The following is a 16,547-nucleotide window of genomic DNA, read 5'->3' as shown; positions in this document are numbered from 1 at the left end:
GACCGCATTGCGCCGCTTCGACCGAATTCGGCACGTTACTTCTACCGACCTCGGCACGTAACTTCTACCGACCTCGGTGAGGGGGAGCGGCGGGGTGAGCCGTCAGATCGACGGTGGTGACGACGACGGCGCTGGGGTGGTCGGCGTCGTGCAGCACCCGCATGGCCACCGGGGCGCCGTCGGCCGGGTCGGCCACGCTGTAGCGCGGCCAGTTGGAGCCGGCCAGGTCCAGGCGCAGGCGGTGTCCGGCCGGCAGGTGCACGCCGGTGGCCCACATGTCCACCTTCGCCTCCACGGGCTCACCCGGCGTGAGCGGGTCACGCCTACCCGTTCCGGCGCGGGCGCTGAGCCGCAGCACGCCGTCGGTCAGCAGGGTGGAGGTGCCGTCCGGGGCCACGTCGGTCAGGGCGGCGTGCAGGTGGGCGTCCACGGCGTCGGCCGCCACCCAGGCCTCAAGGCGCACCGGCCCGAGGATCGTCACCGGCTCGGTCAGCGGCGCACTGGTGAACGCCGCGACGTCCCCGCGCGCCTCGACGTCGCGCTGGTCGTGCGGGCCGGCGTTCTCCGGCGGCCCCATTAGCATCTGGCCGCCCGCGGTGGGCACCGGATCCGCGGGGTCATGCACCCAGGCGGTGAAGCCCGGAGCAGCCTCATGGGCGGACCGTTCCCGCGGCGAGACCGCATCGGCCGCAGTGCTCGTGACACCGTCGGACTGTGCGGCGGGTTCAATCCGCCCCTCTCCTGGGGCGTCCAGTATTCCGCCCGCGCCCAGGTGCCAAGCCTGTTCGACGGCGTCGGGGGCGGGCCAGGCGGGCAGGTCGATCCACCGGTCCGCGCCCATGATGTAAACGCGTACCGGGTCGCGGGGCAGCCGCGCCGCCGCCTGCGCGTCCCCGAGCACCGCCTTCCAGAAGTCCAGGCTCAACTCGCCCAGGCCGACGTCGTCGATGCCGCCGCCGGGGAAGTCGCGCCCGGCCAGGTGCCCGTCGAAGGTCAGGTGAGTCCAGGGTCCGACCACCAGGCGTACGTCGCCGGGGCGGCCCCGCGCCGCCGCACCGGAGGCCATGGCCGTGAAATTGCGCAGGGTGCCGCCCTGGAACAGGTCGTACCAGCCGGACACGTGCAGCGTCGGCACGTCCAAGTCGGCCAGGGCATCGGTCGGGTAGGCGACGGACTCCCAGTAGGCGTCGTGCAGCGGATGGTTCACCCAGTCCACCACGTGCCCGCCGGCCCGGTGCGCGGCCGCCAGATCGCGTGCCGCCTGTGCAACGCCGACCCGCTCCAGGTAGCGGGTGAATGCGTCCACGGGTTCGGGCAGCGCCTCCTGCGGGGCGTCCGCGCGACCGTCGCGCCACAGCCCGGTGCGTACCTGCTGGCGCGCCCACTCATAGGACGGGCCCTCCAGCAGCACACCGCCGCGCATGGCCAGGTCATCGTCATAGGTGGAGGGAGACACCCAGGCGGTCATGCCCGCCAGGTTCTCGGTGCTCGCCAGGGCGGCGGTGAACTGGGTGGTGGTCAGGTAGGAGTTGCCGAAGGTGATCACCCTCCCGTCGCACCAGGGCAGCGCGGCCAGCGCCGCGCGCGTCGCGGTACCGTCGGCGGCCTCATCGAAGTAGAAGCGGAAGTCGCCGTCGGAGATGTCCGTGCCGCGACAGGCCTGGGCGACCACCGCGAAGCCCGCGGCGACGGCCCGATCCAGGCTCACGCCCGCCTGCATGCCCAGGACGCCCGCCATGAGCCCGGGCGTGGCCGGGTCCGCGCCTGTGACTTCGGCAACCATAGGGCGCCAGGCGCCGAAGTAGGGGCAGCGGGTCAGCAGCGCCGGGTGGGCGGCGGCGTCGGCGGGACGCACGACGTCGGCGCGCAGCACGGTCCCGTCCGGCATCGGGACCTCTAGCACCTCGTGGATGGCGCGGGAGGCGGGTCCGTCCGCAGCGGGCAGCTTCAGGGTGGTGCGGACGGAGTCCGGGATGGCGGTGGCCCGGGTGTTTTCAGGGCTGTCGGTCATGGGCACTACTCCTGTCCGCGGTCGGTTGTCGGCTACTCCGGTGAGGTCGGCGTGGCAGCGGCATCGGCTCGCACGCCGGCCCACTGGCTCTGCCTCAGGCCACCAGGTGGTGGCGGCCGTGGGGCAGCTCGAGGGGCTCTTCGTCCTCGTGGCCGGGCAGGGTTATGCGAGCCCGGGCCCCGACGGGGACAACGACGTCGACCTCCAGCCGCCCCTGCCCGGTCGCTGCCGCCTGTGAGGTGATCTCGTGTCCGTCCTCGTCCACCAGCCGCCAGGAGGATGCGGCCCAGCCGTAGGGGGTGCGGTGCACGGACTCGGCGTGGGTCAGGCCCCCGCCCGGGGCCGGGGCCACCTCGATCACTCGGTAGCCGGGCGCCGCGGGAGCCATGCCCGCGACGCTGCGCTGCAGCCAGGCCGCCACCGCGCCCAGGGCATAGTGGTTGAAACTGGTCATGTCGCCGGGGTTGATGCTTCCGTCGGGCAGCATGGAGTCCCAGCGCTCCCAGGTGGTGGTGGCGCCCATGGTGACCGTGTACAGCCAGCTCGGGCACGTCGTCGTCAGCAGCAGCCGGTAGGCGGCGTCGGCATGACCGGTGGCGCTAAGCGCGCCGGTGAGCACGGGCGTGCCCGCGAAGCCGGTGGACACGTGCCCGCCGGAGGCCTCCACCAGCTCCGCCAGGCGGTTGCCGGCCACCTTGCGGTTGCCTTCCGATCCGGTCAGGTCGAAGGTGATCGCCAGGGCGTAGGCGGTCTGGGTGTCTGAGGTCATGCGCCCAGCGCCGTCGGTGAAGCGGGCGCGGAAGCCCTCCCCGATCGCCTCCGCCAGGGCGGCGTAGTGCGTGGCGTCCTCCTCATTGCCGAGCACCTGCGCCCAGCGTGCCACGATCCGGGCCGACTGGGCGAAGAAGGCCGTGGCCACCAGGTGTGGCTCGGTCATCGCCTGCATGGGGTTGTCCGGCGGGGCGGAGGGGTCGAGCCAGTCGCCCAGCTGCATGCCGGAGTCCCACACGTGGTCATCCGCGGCCAGGGAGTCCACCAGGTCCACCCACGCCTTGGCGGAGTCGTACTGCTGCGCCAGCAGGTCCCGGTCGCCGGTGGCCCGGAACAGCTCCCACGGCACCACGGTGGCGGCGTCGCCCCACACGGCCGCCGGCCGCGGCGGCGTCCACAGGCCGCCCGGAATCACGGGCACGTACCAGGGCACGGTGCCATGCGCCTGCTGCTCGATGGCCAGGTCCGCCAGCCAGGAGGACAGCAGCCCGGTGCAGCCGTAGTGGAAGGCGGCGGTGGGGGCGAAGGCCTGGATATCGCCGGTCCAGCCCAGACGCTCGTCGCGCTGCGGGCAGTCGGTGGGCAGGGCGACGAAGTTGTCCCGCATGGACCAGCGCGAGTTCTCATGCAGGCGGTTCACTCTGGCGTCCGAGCATTCGAAGGCGCCCAGCCGCTCCATTGAGGTGTGCACGACGACGGCGGTGATCGCCCCGGCCTCGATGTCCCGCTTGGCCGCCGCCGCCCCGCCGGGCCAGCCCGAGACGTCGGCGTAGCGGAAGCCGTGGATGGTGAAGGCCGGCTCCCACTCCTCCACGCCGTCGCCGGCCAGGGTGTAGCGGTCGGTGGCGGTGGCGCCGCGCAGTGGGCGCGTGCCCAACTGGCCGTGCTCGAGCACCTCGGCGTGCCGCAAGGTGATGGTGGTGCCGGCCGGGCCGGCCACGCGAATGCGCAGGCGGCCGGAAATGTTCTGGCCGAAGTCGATCAGCGCCCGCTCCGGGGAGGTCTCGATCTCAGCCTCCCCGATGCGCATCGCCCGCCGCTCCTGCACGGTGACCGCCACCGGGAGCAGGGTCTCCTGCGCGCGCACCGGGGCATCGACCGGCATGATCAGCCGCTCGGCGTCGGAGTCGCCCACCGCTACCAGTGACCAGGCGTCGTCGTCGAAGCCGGGGGCGGACCAGCCGGGAGTGGTCAGGCGGGCATCGACTGTCTCGCCGTCGTACAGGCCGGTGAACAGGATCTCGCCCGCGCCGGCCCGCCACTCGGGGCCGGTGGCGACGGTGCTGCGGCTGCCGTCGGCGTGGGTGAGCTCGACCTGGATGATGGCGGCGACGTCGTCGCCATACAGGTTGCGGTAGCCGCCGTCGAAGCCGATGTGTCCGCGGTACCAGCCGTCTGCCAGCTGCGCGCCGAGCGCATGAGTGCCGACGCCGTCGCCGGCGGGGGAGGCGTCCAGCAGCTGGCCGGTGACGTCGTAGGTGCGTGCGACCAGCCGCTGCCCGTACACAGTCCAACCGGGTACCAGCTCGTCGGCGCCGACACGGCCGCCATCGAGCTCGGCGCGAATGAGCCCGTGGGCGCTGACATAGGCGCGGGCGGAAACCACCGGGCGGTCGACCCTGAACTCGTGGCGTACACGCGGCGGGCGGCGGTCGCTATCGGGGTTCTCCGGCCAGGCGGGGCCCACCGGCAGGGCCTGCCAGTCGGCGGCATCCAGCAGGCCGGCCTCGTAGACGGCGGGCTCTGACCATCCGGTGGTGGCGGGCACCGCAGTGGCCGGGGTGGTGGCGGAGGCGGCGACGGCGACCGAGCCGGTCACGCGTACCCGCACCACTACCCGCTCGCGAGAGGCCAGCGCGGCGGCGGGCCAGTCGGCCAGGACGCCGTCGGCGGTGGCCAGCGGGAGTGTTTGCGGGCTGCCGAGTGGGTTGCCGGCGGGATCGGTGCGGGTGAGCTCCACCTCGGCGTCGGTGGCGGACCAGCCTGCCGGGGCGGTGGGGATTTCCCAGGACAGGCGGGGGGTGGGGGAGGCTCCGCCCAGGACGTCACCAGGCAGGTACTGCTCGAACTTGAGGTGGGTGGGGGCGGTCAGCTCGCCGACGGGGTCGGGCAGGGCGGCGGCGGTGATCGCAGCCTCGGGGGTGGAGGGGTGGGCAGCGGGGAGGGCGCCGTCGGGTTGGGACAACGAGACTTCGGGTAGTGGGGCATTTGGTGAGGCCGAAGTATCGTGCTGCTGCGGCGCGGGGGACGTCTGCGATGTCTGCACTAACACGATGTGGCTCCGTCTGCGGTGACGAGGGGCGGGCGTTGAAACGACTCAAAGAATAATTGCCGGGGTGGGCGCAGTCAACGGGGACGGCGAGCCGTCCTCGGCCGCCACCACCGACTTCCCGAGTACGTCCTCGGCGGGTCGAAGACTTCCTCGGCGGCTCGGGTACGACCGCGTGAGCCCCAGGACGACCTCCGCGCTCACCTGAAGACAACCTCGGCGCGGCGAGTACGTCCTCATCGGCCCGAATACGACCTCGGCGCGGCGAAAACGTCCTCATCAGCCCGAAACCCTCCACGATGTGGAGGGTTTGGGGAGTACGAGGTCGTATTCGGCTGGTGTGGGGTGGTCGAGTGCGACCTCGTGAGCCCGAATACGTCCTCATCGGCCCGAATACGACCCTGTGTGCTTGCTCGACTACGTCCTCATGAGCCCCAAAACGACCTCGGCGTGGCGAATACGTCCTCGTGCGCCCGAGTACGTCCTCGGGCGGGCAAACATGTCATCGCCCGGCCGAGAACGACCTTTTTACCCGCGCGGGTGCTCGCCGCGATTGATACTCGACCCGCGCTACTCCCACAGCCCGGGAACGCGGCGGGCACGCAGCGTCACGCTCGGCGGCATGCGCTCCATGATTCTCGCGGTCAGCCGCTCCTCGTCGTTGAGGTCCGCGTACGTCACCCGTATGAATGACCATCCCATGGCGCCGATGGCGTCCTGCCGGAGCTTCTCCTCCCAGAGGTCGTCATTCAAGCTGTACTTGCTGCGGCCGTCGAACTCGATCGCCAACCGCAGGTCCGGCCAGGCGAAATCGAGGAAGCGGTGGCCGTCGGCGTCGAGCATGATTTCGTGCTGCAACTCCGGCCCGGGCAACCCGAGCGCCACGACCAGACGCCGCGTCAGGCTCTCGCCTGGCGACTCCGAGAATGGGCTCGCCATGGCAGCGACGGCGCGAGCGCGCACCGCTCCCCGCCGTGGGCCTTCCGCCCCAACCGCCGCCAGCAGCTGGGGACGAACGCGCTCCCACTTTGCCTTCGCCTGCTGCGGGCTGAATCGGTCGGGTTGGCACAGCGCACGCATGGCCGAATCGACGATTGTGATCGACTCTCGCGCAGGCAGGTCGAAGGCGCAGTCGACCGCTGTTCTAAGCAGAGTCGTAACCGGAAGCCCGTTCACCACCTCCACATGTTCGTCCTGCAGTCGGGAACGGCGGCGCCGCAGGCCGACGACGCGACCCGCTCCGGAAAGGTGCGGGAGGTTCCCGTCCGTGAAGGCGACCGGAGCCAAGGGAAGCCGGGTGCGCTTGGGATTCGTGGGCACTGCGATGCGAATATCGGTCTCGCCATGGCGCAGCCACAGTCCGTGCACGAGTGCCGCCGCCTCGTGGGTGAGTACTACTGCGGATCTGGCCGAGTGCACGGCGGCCACACACCGGGCCAGGCCGACCTCGCGCTGCTGCGCCCACACCGCCCGCCCGGGAGTCGGAAGCAAGGCGACGCCGGGAGCGATCTGCACACGGGTGTCACCGGCACGGGACCTGCTGGGGCGCCCGGCATAAGTGAACTCAATCGTGGGCAGCGGGGGTGGCGCGGGGATGGTGTCCATGAACTGATGCTCGGACAGTTGCGGCTTTCGCGCACGCGGAGACCGCCGACTCTCCACAGGTGTTGGGCGAGCCCTGCGACGAGGATGAATTGTGGACTCCGGCGGCGCGTATTGCGGACTGATGACCCGCAGCCCTCCACGACGCCGTCGGCCGCGGACGGGGAAGAACTACCTGCCAGCCTATTTCAGCACCGCACAGCCCTTTCGGGCCGCGGTTACGGTGCCGGAGCGCCGTTTAGCGGCGAGCGGGAGTCGTCGGCACGTGGAACATGACGATCGAGCAGGCGGCCGCTGGGGTGAACGGCAGGGCCTACGTGCCGCTTCCGAGCCGCCCCTGGATGGCGGTGCGGGTGCGCTGCGACTGAATCGGCGGGTGTTCTTGCGCCAGCAGCAGCCGGGCTGAGCCAGGTAGATCCGCGTTTTGTTGGTATTGCGCGGAATTGTCAGTTGGGCTGGAGTTGGGTGATAGTGCTCCAGTGCGCAACGGGCACCTCGGCGCACACAGGAGGCAACCCACGGCCGCTAACGGTTTCGGTAGAACCGCGGAATCGTGTGGACTGTAGGAATGGGCCTTGCGGAGACGTGCACAGCCGTACAGCCGTCAACCGGGCTCATCCTGCCCGAGCCTGACGTGTCTACAGCGGTTGGTAAATGAAGCGCTCCATGGCTGCCGTGCCGCTTACTGCGCGCACGCCCACAACCCGGCCGGTGAAACCGCCGACGACCTCGGTGGACAGGTAGCGGCCGTCCAGCCGGCCCAGTTCGACGTCCCTGGCGCCGACGCGCACACCCAACACGAGCTCATCGGGTACCTGCTGGCCGAAGAATCCCATCTCCGGCGGCTGGGCGCTCACCCATAGTCTCACCGCCCGCCCCTGCGGCGCCTCCAAGTGCTCCGCCGCCGACTCTCCAAGAGTCTGCTCAAACGGCGCCGCGGTCGCGACGGCCACGGCACGGTCCCCGTCCCAGCGCACGGCGGCCCGGTGACCGGGGTCCAGGTACACGCACAGCTCGACGACGGCGCCCGACTCCACAGCCAGTTCCACCTCAGTCCGCCAGGCGGAGTCGCGGCAACGGACGGCCAGAAGCGGGCGCGGCGCGGCGTCGTCGCCGGGCGCAGTGATCGTCAGTCTCCCGGCCGCGTCGCGCGCCAGTGCGGCACGGGCGAGCCCGCCCGGGGAGACCCACCGGTCGGGCAGATCCCAGGGAGCGTCGGCGTCGGCCACCGGACCCGGCCGACCGCGCAGCTCATCGGTGAAGGCGTGCGTGGAGGCGGCGTCGCGCGCGGCGATCGCCTCCGCGTAGCGGTCCTCGATGACGGTCGGCCAGTCCCCCTCCCAGTCTGCGCCGACCAGGAAGGTCTCCCGGCCGTTGACGTGGTAGCCGGGGAAGGGCTCCAGCTGGCGAATGCCCAGGTGCACCATGGCGAAGCGGGCCCCGTCCCATCCGTCGGCGTCGAGTGGGACGAGGTCGGCGTGCCCGGTGGCCTGCACCGGGTGGTCGGTGGAGCGGTGGGTGAGGATCGGGTTGCCGGGGTGCTCCTCCCACGGGCCGGTCAGCTCGCGGGCGCGCGCCATGGTCACGCAGTGCCCGATGCCGGTGCCGCCCTCGGCCAGCAGCAGGTACCACCAACCGCGGCGGCGGTACAGGTGCGGCCCCTCCGCGTCGCGCATGCCCGTGCCCTGCCACAACTCGACCGGCTCGCCCAGGCGTCGGCCGGTGTCCGGGTCGATCGGCACCGAGCGCAGCGTGGATACCGCGGTGCCGGTCTCGAAGGACACTCCGCGCCAGCTCAGGTGGCAGACGCCCTCCTCGTCCCAGCACAGGTCCGGGTCGATGCCCGGGGTGTCGGGCACTTCCACCGGGTCGGACCAGCCGGCGGCGGGATCTGTGGTGCGCACGATGCGCTGGCTCAGCGGGTCCTGCCCCATATTGGTGACGATCACGTAGAAGACGCCGTCGTGGTGGCGGATGGTGGGGGCGAAGGTGCCCTGGGAGCCGGCGTCGCCTCCCGGCAGCGGCAGGGCGGAGGGGCGGGCGTAGGCGTGACCGACCTGCTCCCAGTGCACCAGGTCGGGGGAGCGGTGCACGGGCACGCCCGGCAGGTACTCGAAGCTGGAGTTGACCAGCCAGAAAGCTCCGTCCACGCGGCAGATGGACGGATCCGGGTAGTAGCCCGGCAGAATCGGGCGGGCGGACCGGGTGGGCACGGTGTCCTCCTTTGACGCGGCGTTCTACTTCGGGCGCTGGGGGCGGTGGTCCGAGAGGACACGGGGCGCCTCGGACCACCGCCATATCTACCGGTCTCGGTGTGTAACTAATGCCGGTCTCGGTGTGTTACAAGTGCCGGTCTCGGCGGGAAGTGGGGGTTAGCCGCGCTGGGCGGTGGGGACCTGGGGTGCGTTCGGCGCCACTTCGGCGATGACGGCGTCGAGCGCGGCCTTTACCGCCTCCATGCCGGGAATGAAGCCGTACATGGTGGCCGCTCCGGGCACGACCCGCGCCGTCGAGTCGAGCTCGTGGGTGAGGAAGCCGGTTAGCGTGGCGGCCGGGTCGTCCATGTAGGCGCCGTGCTTGCCGCGCACCGCCTCCACCACGCGCTCCCAGGCCGCATCATCGTCCATCAGGTCCCGTACCGTCCGGATCTCTCCGTTGCCGTCGCGCAGCTGCGCGGGCAACGCCACCGTGCGCTCATGCAGCCCGTGGCCGAGCGCCTCCGGCGCCACACCGGGCAGCACCAGCTCGGCACTCGCCCCCACCGGCACCTGTACGCTCACGTGCAGCGTGTCGCCGTCGATCCCCCAGGCGGTGCGGGCGGTGCCCAGCGGCAGCCGCCGCACCACGCTCGCCGAGGTGAAGCCGTGGCCCACCTGCGGGGCCACCCGCAGCGCGCGCCCGCCGGCGTCGACCACGTCCAGGCCGGCCAGGTCCGTAATCAGCCACTGGGTTACGGCACCCAGGGCGTAGTGGTTGAAGCTGGTCATCTCCCCGGGGTTGATCTCCCCATTGGGCAGCATGGAGTCCCAGCGCTCCCAGATGGTGGTGGCGCCCATAGTCACCGGGTACAGCCAGCTGGGGCACTCCCGCTCCAGGATGAGCCGGGCCGCCGTGGCCGCCTGGCCGCCCTTGACCAGCGCCGTCGGCACCAGCGGGGTGCCGACGAAGCCGGTGGAGATCCGGAAGGACCGCAGCCGCACCAGGTCCGCCAGGCGCTGCCCCGCCCCGGTCACGCGTCGCGGCGTGTCCAGCAGATCCCAGGCCAGTGCCTGGGCGTAGACGGTGGCGCAGTCGGACAGGATCAGCCCGTCGGCGGTGACGTAGGCGTCCAGGTACGCTTCCCGCACGCTCGCGGCCAGTGCCTCGTAGTGGGCGGCGCGCTCGGCGTTGCCGAGGATCGCCCAGGCGCGAGCGGTGATGTCCGCGCTGCGGGCGAAGTAGGCGGTGGCCACCACATCCGGGTCGGCCTTGGCCGCGCCCGGGTTGTCCGGCGGGGCGTCCGGGTCCAGCCAGTCGCCGAACTGGAAGCCGCCCCGCCACAGGTGCGAGTCCCCGGCCACGGCGGCGACGCCGTCGACGAAGCAGCTCATCGCCTCCACGCTGGCGGCCAGCACCGCCGGGTTCCCGGTGGCCTCATATACCGCCCAGGGCACCAGGGTGATGGCGTCGCCCCAGGCACACGTGAGCTTGTTGCCCTCCAGCACATCGGGGGAAACCACCGGCAGGGCGCCGTCCGGGGTCTGGGCGGCGGCCAGGTCCCTCGTCCAGGAGTTCAGGAAGGCGGCGGCGTCGTACAGACTCAGGGCGGTGGGGGCGAAGGCGCCGATGTCCCCGGTCCAGCCCAGGCGCTCGTCGCGCTGCGGGCAGTCGGTGGGGACGGTGATGAAGTTGTCGATGGCGGACCAGCGGGTGTTCTCCACCAGCTTGTTCACGAGCGGCTGGGAGCTGGTGAACCAGGCGGACCGATCCATGCCTGCGGAGACCACGCGCGCCGTGAGGGAGGCGAGCAGCGCGTCGTCGTCGCCGGGGAAGCCCTCGACCTCCACATAGCGGAAGCCGTGCTGGGTCAGAGTGGGGGCGAAGACCTCGGGCCGCTCGGGGGTGCCGGTCCCGGCCAGGGTGACGCGGTCGGTGCACTCCGCATTGCGCAGCGGGCGCGTGCCCAGCTCGCCGTGCTCCAGCACCTCGGCGTGGCGCAGGGTGATCACGTCCCCCGCCTGGCCGCCGGGCACCGTCAGGCGCACGTGCCCGGTGAGGTTCTGCCCCAGGTCCACCACGCGCCTGCCCGACGGCGTGGTGATCACCTCCACGGGCCGCAGCTCGCCGATGACGGTGGGCAGGGGCAGCGTGGTCGGCTCCAGGGCGGCATCGGGCAGGTCCAGGACGGTGACCGGGGACTCGGCCTCCGCCTCGCCCAGCGCGGGCAGGCGCAGGTCGGTGGACTGGCCGTTGTACAAGTCGTTGGCGGTGATGCTGGAGGGACGCCAGGTCCAGCCGCCGTCCGTGCCGACGACGGTGGTGCCCGCGCCGTCGCTCAGCTCGACCTGGGCCAGCAGCCACAGGTCCTCCCCGTATACGGCCTCGCGCATGTTCCAGGTGAGGTGGCCGCGGTACCAGCCGTTGCCCAGGACGACGGCGAGTTCGTGCTCACCGGGGGTCAGGACGGTGGTGACGTCGTGCGTCTGCACCAGGATGCGTCGGGAGTACTCGGTCCAGCCCGGGGCGAGCTCGTCGGTGCCTACCTTGACGCCGTCTATGAAGGCCTCGTAGGTGCCGCCGGCGGTCAGGTGCAGGCGGGCGGCGGTGGTGCCGGCGGGGACGGTGATGCGGCGCACCATCACCGGTGCCGGATCGGTGCGTCGGTTGCCGGGGGCGGTGATGGGGCGGGCGGTCCAGTCGTCGCGTTCCAGCAGCCCGGTCTCGACGACGGCGGGCGCCGACCAGGGGGACCAGACTCCGTCCTCCCCGGCCACGCGCACCCGCCAGGCGGCGCTCTCACGTGCTTTCAGCGGCGGGGCGGGCCAGGGGACGAACAGGGAGTCCGGGCCATCCAGGGCGAGCACCTCGGGGGCTCCGGGCAGGGCGCCGACGGGGCCGCGGACCACCTCGATCTCGGCGTGGGCCTGGGCCCAGCCGGCGGGGGCGGACGGCACTTCCCAAGACAGCGCCGGGGTGGGGCCGGTGCCGCCGAGGACGGGTCGGTCGGGGCGGTGGTGGTCCACGCGCAGGCCGACCGGAGCGGTAAGAGCGCCGACCGGATCGGTGACCTCCGGCGCGGGGACGGTGAGAAGGTCGGCGTTGGGGGAGATGGAGCCGGCAGGACTGTCGGCCGCGGTCCGCTTGATGTCCGTGCCAGTGGAGTCGGCTGAGCGCCCCGGGGACGTGGGGCTGTCACCTGCGGGGAATGCGGCGCTGCCGCCTGCGCCCCCGGCGGGGGAGGCGGATTGATTTGAACGGTGTGCGGGCATGAGGCTCTCCGGGTCTTCGTTGAACCGTTTCACGGATTGGGGTGAGCGTATGCGGGCTGCGGGGATTCGTCAACCGTAGCGCATGTGCGGTCGAGCGCCTCCGGCCTTGGGCGGCGGTGCTTGTGTCCTCCCGCGTACTGCACGACCCTGGGCGACGTTAAACGACCTTGGTGCCTGTTCCACGACCCCGGGGTGGTCGTGGAACAGGCACCAAGGTCGTGGAGTATCACCAAGGTCGTGGAATGGGGGTGCAAGAGACGGCTTTCAGTCCCATGCCGGACAACGTCAAGCCCGATCTGGCCTGGTTGGGCGCAGCACCACTTGCTGCCGCGTGCTGCTCAGGTGTGAGTCGCTCCGTGTGTGGCCGCTCGGTGCGGGGAGGATCCACGCCGTTGGCGCCAGGATCGCGGAAACTCGGGCGGGGCGGTGGCTCCGGCTACCGGGTGGCTAGGCCTTGCGCAGGCGCTCGGCGAAGTCTCGCACCACGGCCGCCATGTCCACGCTGCGGTCCAGCAGCCACTCCGCCTGCACGCCCTCAATGAGCGCCACAAGCTGCGTGGCGGCCAGATCCAGGTCCACGTCTTCGCGCAGTCGCCCCGCCTCGTGCTCGCCCTCCAGGTCTGCGCGGACCGCCGCCCGGAAGCGACGTGTGAGGCCAACGATGTAGTCGTGTGCGGGGTGCTCGGGATTGACCGCCTCGGCGCGCATGACGGCGTCGAGCTGGATGAGGCCCGGAATGGTGGCGTTGTGCTCCATGACCAGCGGGAGGGCCTCCAGCAGGCCGTGCTCGGTGAACAGCCCCGCGCGCCACTCGGACTCGGTCTCCTCGCGTCGTTTAAGAACCGCCTCAAGCAGCTTCTCCTTGCTGCCGAAGTGGTGGCGCAGCAGGGTATGGCTGACCCCTACGGCGTCGGCGATCTGCCGCAGGGAGAGGTTGTTGTAGCCCTGCTCGGCGAAGACCTCCATGGCGGCGTCGGCGATGGCGGCGCGGCGTCGCTCCCCGTTGGCGTAGCGCGTGCGCCCGTCGGGCGGGGCGACGGCGTCTGAGTCGGACACGGTCAACCTCATCTCCGGGCAAGTCGCGGTTCTTGGGCGCGCGGGCCCGGCGGGTGGAGCCGGGCCCGCCGCAAGCCTAGACGATCGACTTTTCGGGGGAGCGGTGGGCGTGGCGCAGCTGTCTGCGGGGGCGCGGTGGTCGCGACCGGCTGTGAGCCGCGCAGAAAATCTAGCCCGCATTGGAAGTGATCTAGATCTTGACCAAAGTGGTGCATGTTGGGTTAAGGTGTTGCCCGCAAGGCGCCGCGGGCTCCGCGAGCGCGCCGTCGCCGGCACTGCCGCCGGCCGCACATCAAGGACGATCGATGACTACCCCGCCCAGCACCAGGCGTGAAGACGCCGATGCTCCCCACGCCCCCTCCGCCGCAGACGGCGCCTACTCACAGCAGGTGGCCGTGAACGCCTACCCCGCCGGCGCCGCCGCCATGAGCCCAGAGGATGAGGAGGCGGCGCGCATAACCGCCAAGTTCGGCAACCCGCGCAAGACCATATGGCTGGTGCTAGTCGCGGCCATCGGCGGATACATCATGATGATGGGCATGGGCACGGCTCTGCAGCTGCGCCTGAGTGTCATCGACGAGGGACTGGCCACGCTGGTCTACTCGCGAGCCACGTCCCTGTCCGCCCTGCTCATGCTCGCCGTGGTCCCGATCGTGGGGGCGCTGAGTGACCGGACTCTTTCGCGGTTCGGACGCCGGCGCCCCTGGATTGTCGGCGGCTACCTCGTCGCCTTCGCGTGCTTCCTCGTCATCGGATACTCGACGAGTTCCATCGTCATCATCGGCGCCTACATCGTCGGCATCGCCTCCGCCCAGGCCGGATTCAACGCCTATTCCGTCATTCCCGTCGAAGGTGTTCCCGCCAACATGCGTGGACGCATCATGGGCTTCATGGGCCTGTGTGGCGCACTCGCGATGAGTGCGGGATCCTACATCGCCGGCGCCCTCGTCGACATCTCCACCATCCTGCTTATGACAGTGCCCCCGAGCCTCGCGATCATCAGTGCCCTGCCGCTCCTGCTCCTCTACAAGGACCCGCAGCACAGCCGCGAGGAGATCCCGCAGGGCGGCACCCTGGACATGTTCGCCCACATGTTCGTCAACCCGGTCAAGTACCCGAACTTCGGCATCGTCTGGCTCGCACGCTTCCTCGCCGGCGCGGGCATGGCGGCCTTCCTCGGCTTCTTCGTCCTTTACCTCATCATCGGCCTGCATATGAGCCCCGCGGAGGCGGGTGCCCAGGCGGGGCACCTGTCCCTCATGAGTGCCCCCGTTTCCATCGTTGTCTTCATCGGCTCCGGCTGGATCTCCGACAAGCTCGGCATGCTCAAGCCCCTCGTCGCCCTCGCCGCCATCATCATGGCGGTCGGCCTGGTCGTCGCCGCCACCTCCACCACCATCGCCGGATTCACCGTCGCCTGGATGATCTTCGCCGTCGGCCAGCCCATGTACCTTACGGTGGACCTCGCCCTGTGCGCCAAGGTCCTGCCAAACGAGGCTGACGCAGGCAAGGACATGGCCGTCTTCGGCCTCGCACTCAACCTCGGAAACGTGCTTGTGCCGGCCGTTGCCCCGACGCTGCTCGGTCCCGCGTCAAACAACTACCCGTTGTTGTGGGGCACGGCTGCTGCGCTCGTCTTCGCAGGCGCCCTGCTCATGCCGTTCGTCAGGGGCGTCAAGTAAGCGGGCCGACGGGCGGCGGTCGGTGTCCTTTGCTCCCAGCCGCCGCCCGTCGGCGGAGGCCGATTGGTCGTGTGCGGACCCGCCGCACGGCCTCCATACTCGATCTCAGCTTTCCCCACCACCGACAATCAACAACATGACGGAGATAATCACCTCATGACTTCCCCTGCATACTCGCCGGCACCCGCCGCCGGCTCCTCTGCTGCAACCCGCACCACCCCCTTCCCGGAGGGATTCCTCTGGGGCACCGCCACCGCCTCCCACCAGGTGGAGGGCGGCAACACCAACAACGACGTCTGGCTGTACGAGCACGTGCCGAACACCATGTACGCCGAGTCCTCCGGTGATGCCTGCGACCACTACACGCGCTACCGGGAGGACATCGCCCTGCTCGCCTCCCTGGGACTGAACTCCTACCGCTTCTCCCTGGAGTGGAGCCGCATCGAGCCGGCCGAGGGGGAGTTCTCCGCCGTAGCCATCGCGCACTACCGCGACATGCTGCGCGCCTGCCGCGAGCACGGGCTGACCCCGATCGTCACATACCACCACTTCACCTCCCCGCAGTGGCTCATCGCCCGCGGCGGCTGGGAGGACGCCGACACCCCCGCCCTGTTCGCCCGCTACTGCCGCCGCGTCACCGAGGAACTCGGCGACCTGTTCGACGTCGCCTGCACCATGAACGAACCCAACCTTGCCATCCTGCTGGGGGAGATGGGCATGTGCGAGCGAGATCCGGCCCAGCGGCTCGGCAACCCCACCTGGGAGGGGGCCGCCCGCGCCCTGGGGACGACGGCGGACAAGGTCGCCGGCTTCCAGCTGTCTGCCACGCCGCAGGCCTACGAGATCAAGTGCGCCGCCCACAAGGCGGCGGTTGAGGCCATCAAGGCCGTCAAGCCCGAGATGCAGGTCGGCTGGACCCTGGCCAACTCCGACTTCCACGCGGCTCCCGGCGGCGAGGAGCGAGTGGCGCGCATGAACGAGGAGAACAACCTGCGCTACCTGCGCGTGAGCGAGGGTGACGACTTCGTCGGGCTGCAGACCTACAACCGCACGGTGCTCGGCCCCAATGGCCCGGTCCCGCCCGCCGAGGGCGCAGTGCTCAACCAGGGCGGGGAGGAGATCTGGCCCTGGGCGATCGGCGCCGTCGTCCGCCAGGCCTGGGACGCGGTCCAGATGCCGATCTACGTCACCGAGAATGGGCTGAACACGGAGGACGACACCCAGCGGGTGGACTTCCTGCGCACCGCCATCGGTGAGGTCGGCGCCGCGATCGCCGACGGCGTGGACGTACGCGGCTACATGTGCTGGTCGGCCATGGACAACTTCGAGTGGATATTCGGCTACGGCCCCAAGTTCGGCATCATCGCCGTCGACCGGGACACGCAGGCGCGCACCCCCAAGCCCAGTGCCCATGTGCTCGGGGAGATCGCCCTGTCCAACGGGGCGGCGCTGGTCTGGAGCTGAGGCGAGCGGATCTGAGGTGAGCGGGCCCGGCCGTGTGCCCGGCGGTCGGGCCCGCTCACCATCCGCGCCGAGGCCGGTAGATATAACCGCCGAGGTCGGTAGTAGTTACGCATCGAGGTCGGTCGTTATGGCGGCTGCGCTCGTCCGCGGATTGCGTGGTCTTAGAGGAAGTAGCAGGGTCGCCAGGCAGCAAGAAGGGCGAGGACCTCGTCGTCCTCGCCCCG

Annotated in this window: 8 protein-coding genes; 2 read left to right on the top strand and 6 right to left on the bottom strand. The window is 70.8% G+C overall.

The genetic code is table 11. From position 1 onward, the window contains the following. Positions 1-64 precede the first annotated feature (64 nt). The 6 genes from GZ997_RS03515 to GZ997_RS03485 all read right to left on the bottom strand — a co-directional run bounded on the left by GZ997_RS03515 (position 65) and on the right by GZ997_RS03485 (position 13,177). A complete protein-coding gene (locus GZ997_RS03515; protein ID WP_162678877.1) occupies positions 65-2,011 on the bottom strand; it encodes a CocE/NonD family hydrolase in 1,947 nt (648 codons plus the stop codon). 94 nt (positions 2,012-2,105) lie between these two features. Continuing rightward, positions 2,106-4,967 carry an alpha-L-rhamnosidase gene (locus GZ997_RS03510; protein WP_162678876.1) on the bottom strand — a complete coding sequence of 954 codons (2,862 nt, stop codon included), beginning with the start codon at positions 4,965-4,967 and terminating at the stop codon, positions 2,106-2,108. A gap of 654 nt (positions 4,968-5,621) precedes the next feature. Continuing rightward, complete coding sequence (locus GZ997_RS03505; RefSeq protein WP_162678875.1) at positions 5,622-6,656, bottom strand: hypothetical protein; 1,035 nt, start codon at positions 6,654-6,656, stop codon at positions 5,622-5,624. Positions 6,657-7,291: 635 nt separating this feature from the next. After that, positions 7,292-8,866, bottom strand: coding sequence for a glycoside hydrolase family 43 protein (locus GZ997_RS03495; protein WP_162678873.1), 1,575 nt, complete (start codon positions 8,864-8,866; stop codon positions 7,292-7,294). 159 nt (positions 8,867-9,025) lie between these two features. After that, a complete protein-coding gene (locus GZ997_RS03490; protein WP_162678872.1) occupies positions 9,026-12,121 on the bottom strand; it encodes an alpha-L-rhamnosidase in 3,096 nt (1,031 codons plus the stop codon). 447 nt (positions 12,122-12,568) lie between these two features. Then, positions 12,569-13,177, bottom strand: a complete 609-nt coding sequence (locus GZ997_RS03485) for a TetR/AcrR family transcriptional regulator (RefSeq protein WP_237564258.1) — start codon at positions 13,175-13,177, stop codon at positions 12,569-12,571. Between the two features lie 305 nt (positions 13,178-13,482). Here GZ997_RS03485 and GZ997_RS03480 point away from each other — a divergent pair, with 305 nt between their 5' ends. Together GZ997_RS03480 and GZ997_RS03475 are read left to right on the top strand one after the other, a co-directional pair. After that, entirely contained in the window at positions 13,483-14,859 is a 1,377-nt protein-coding gene (locus GZ997_RS03480; RefSeq protein ID WP_162678871.1) for an MFS transporter, read from the top strand. 156 nt (positions 14,860-15,015) lie between these two features. Further along, positions 15,016-16,323, top strand: coding sequence for a family 1 glycosylhydrolase (locus GZ997_RS03475; RefSeq protein ID WP_162678870.1), 1,308 nt, complete (start codon positions 15,016-15,018; stop codon positions 16,321-16,323). Positions 16,324-16,547: the final 224 nt, after the last annotated feature.

The organism is Actinomyces sp. 565, from assembly GCF_010365615.1.
Classification (GTDB): domain Bacteria; phylum Actinomycetota; class Actinomycetes; order Actinomycetales; family Actinomycetaceae; genus Actinomyces.
Note: the sequence above shows the minus strand (reverse complement) of the source record. Positions and strands in the feature narration are given on the sequence as shown.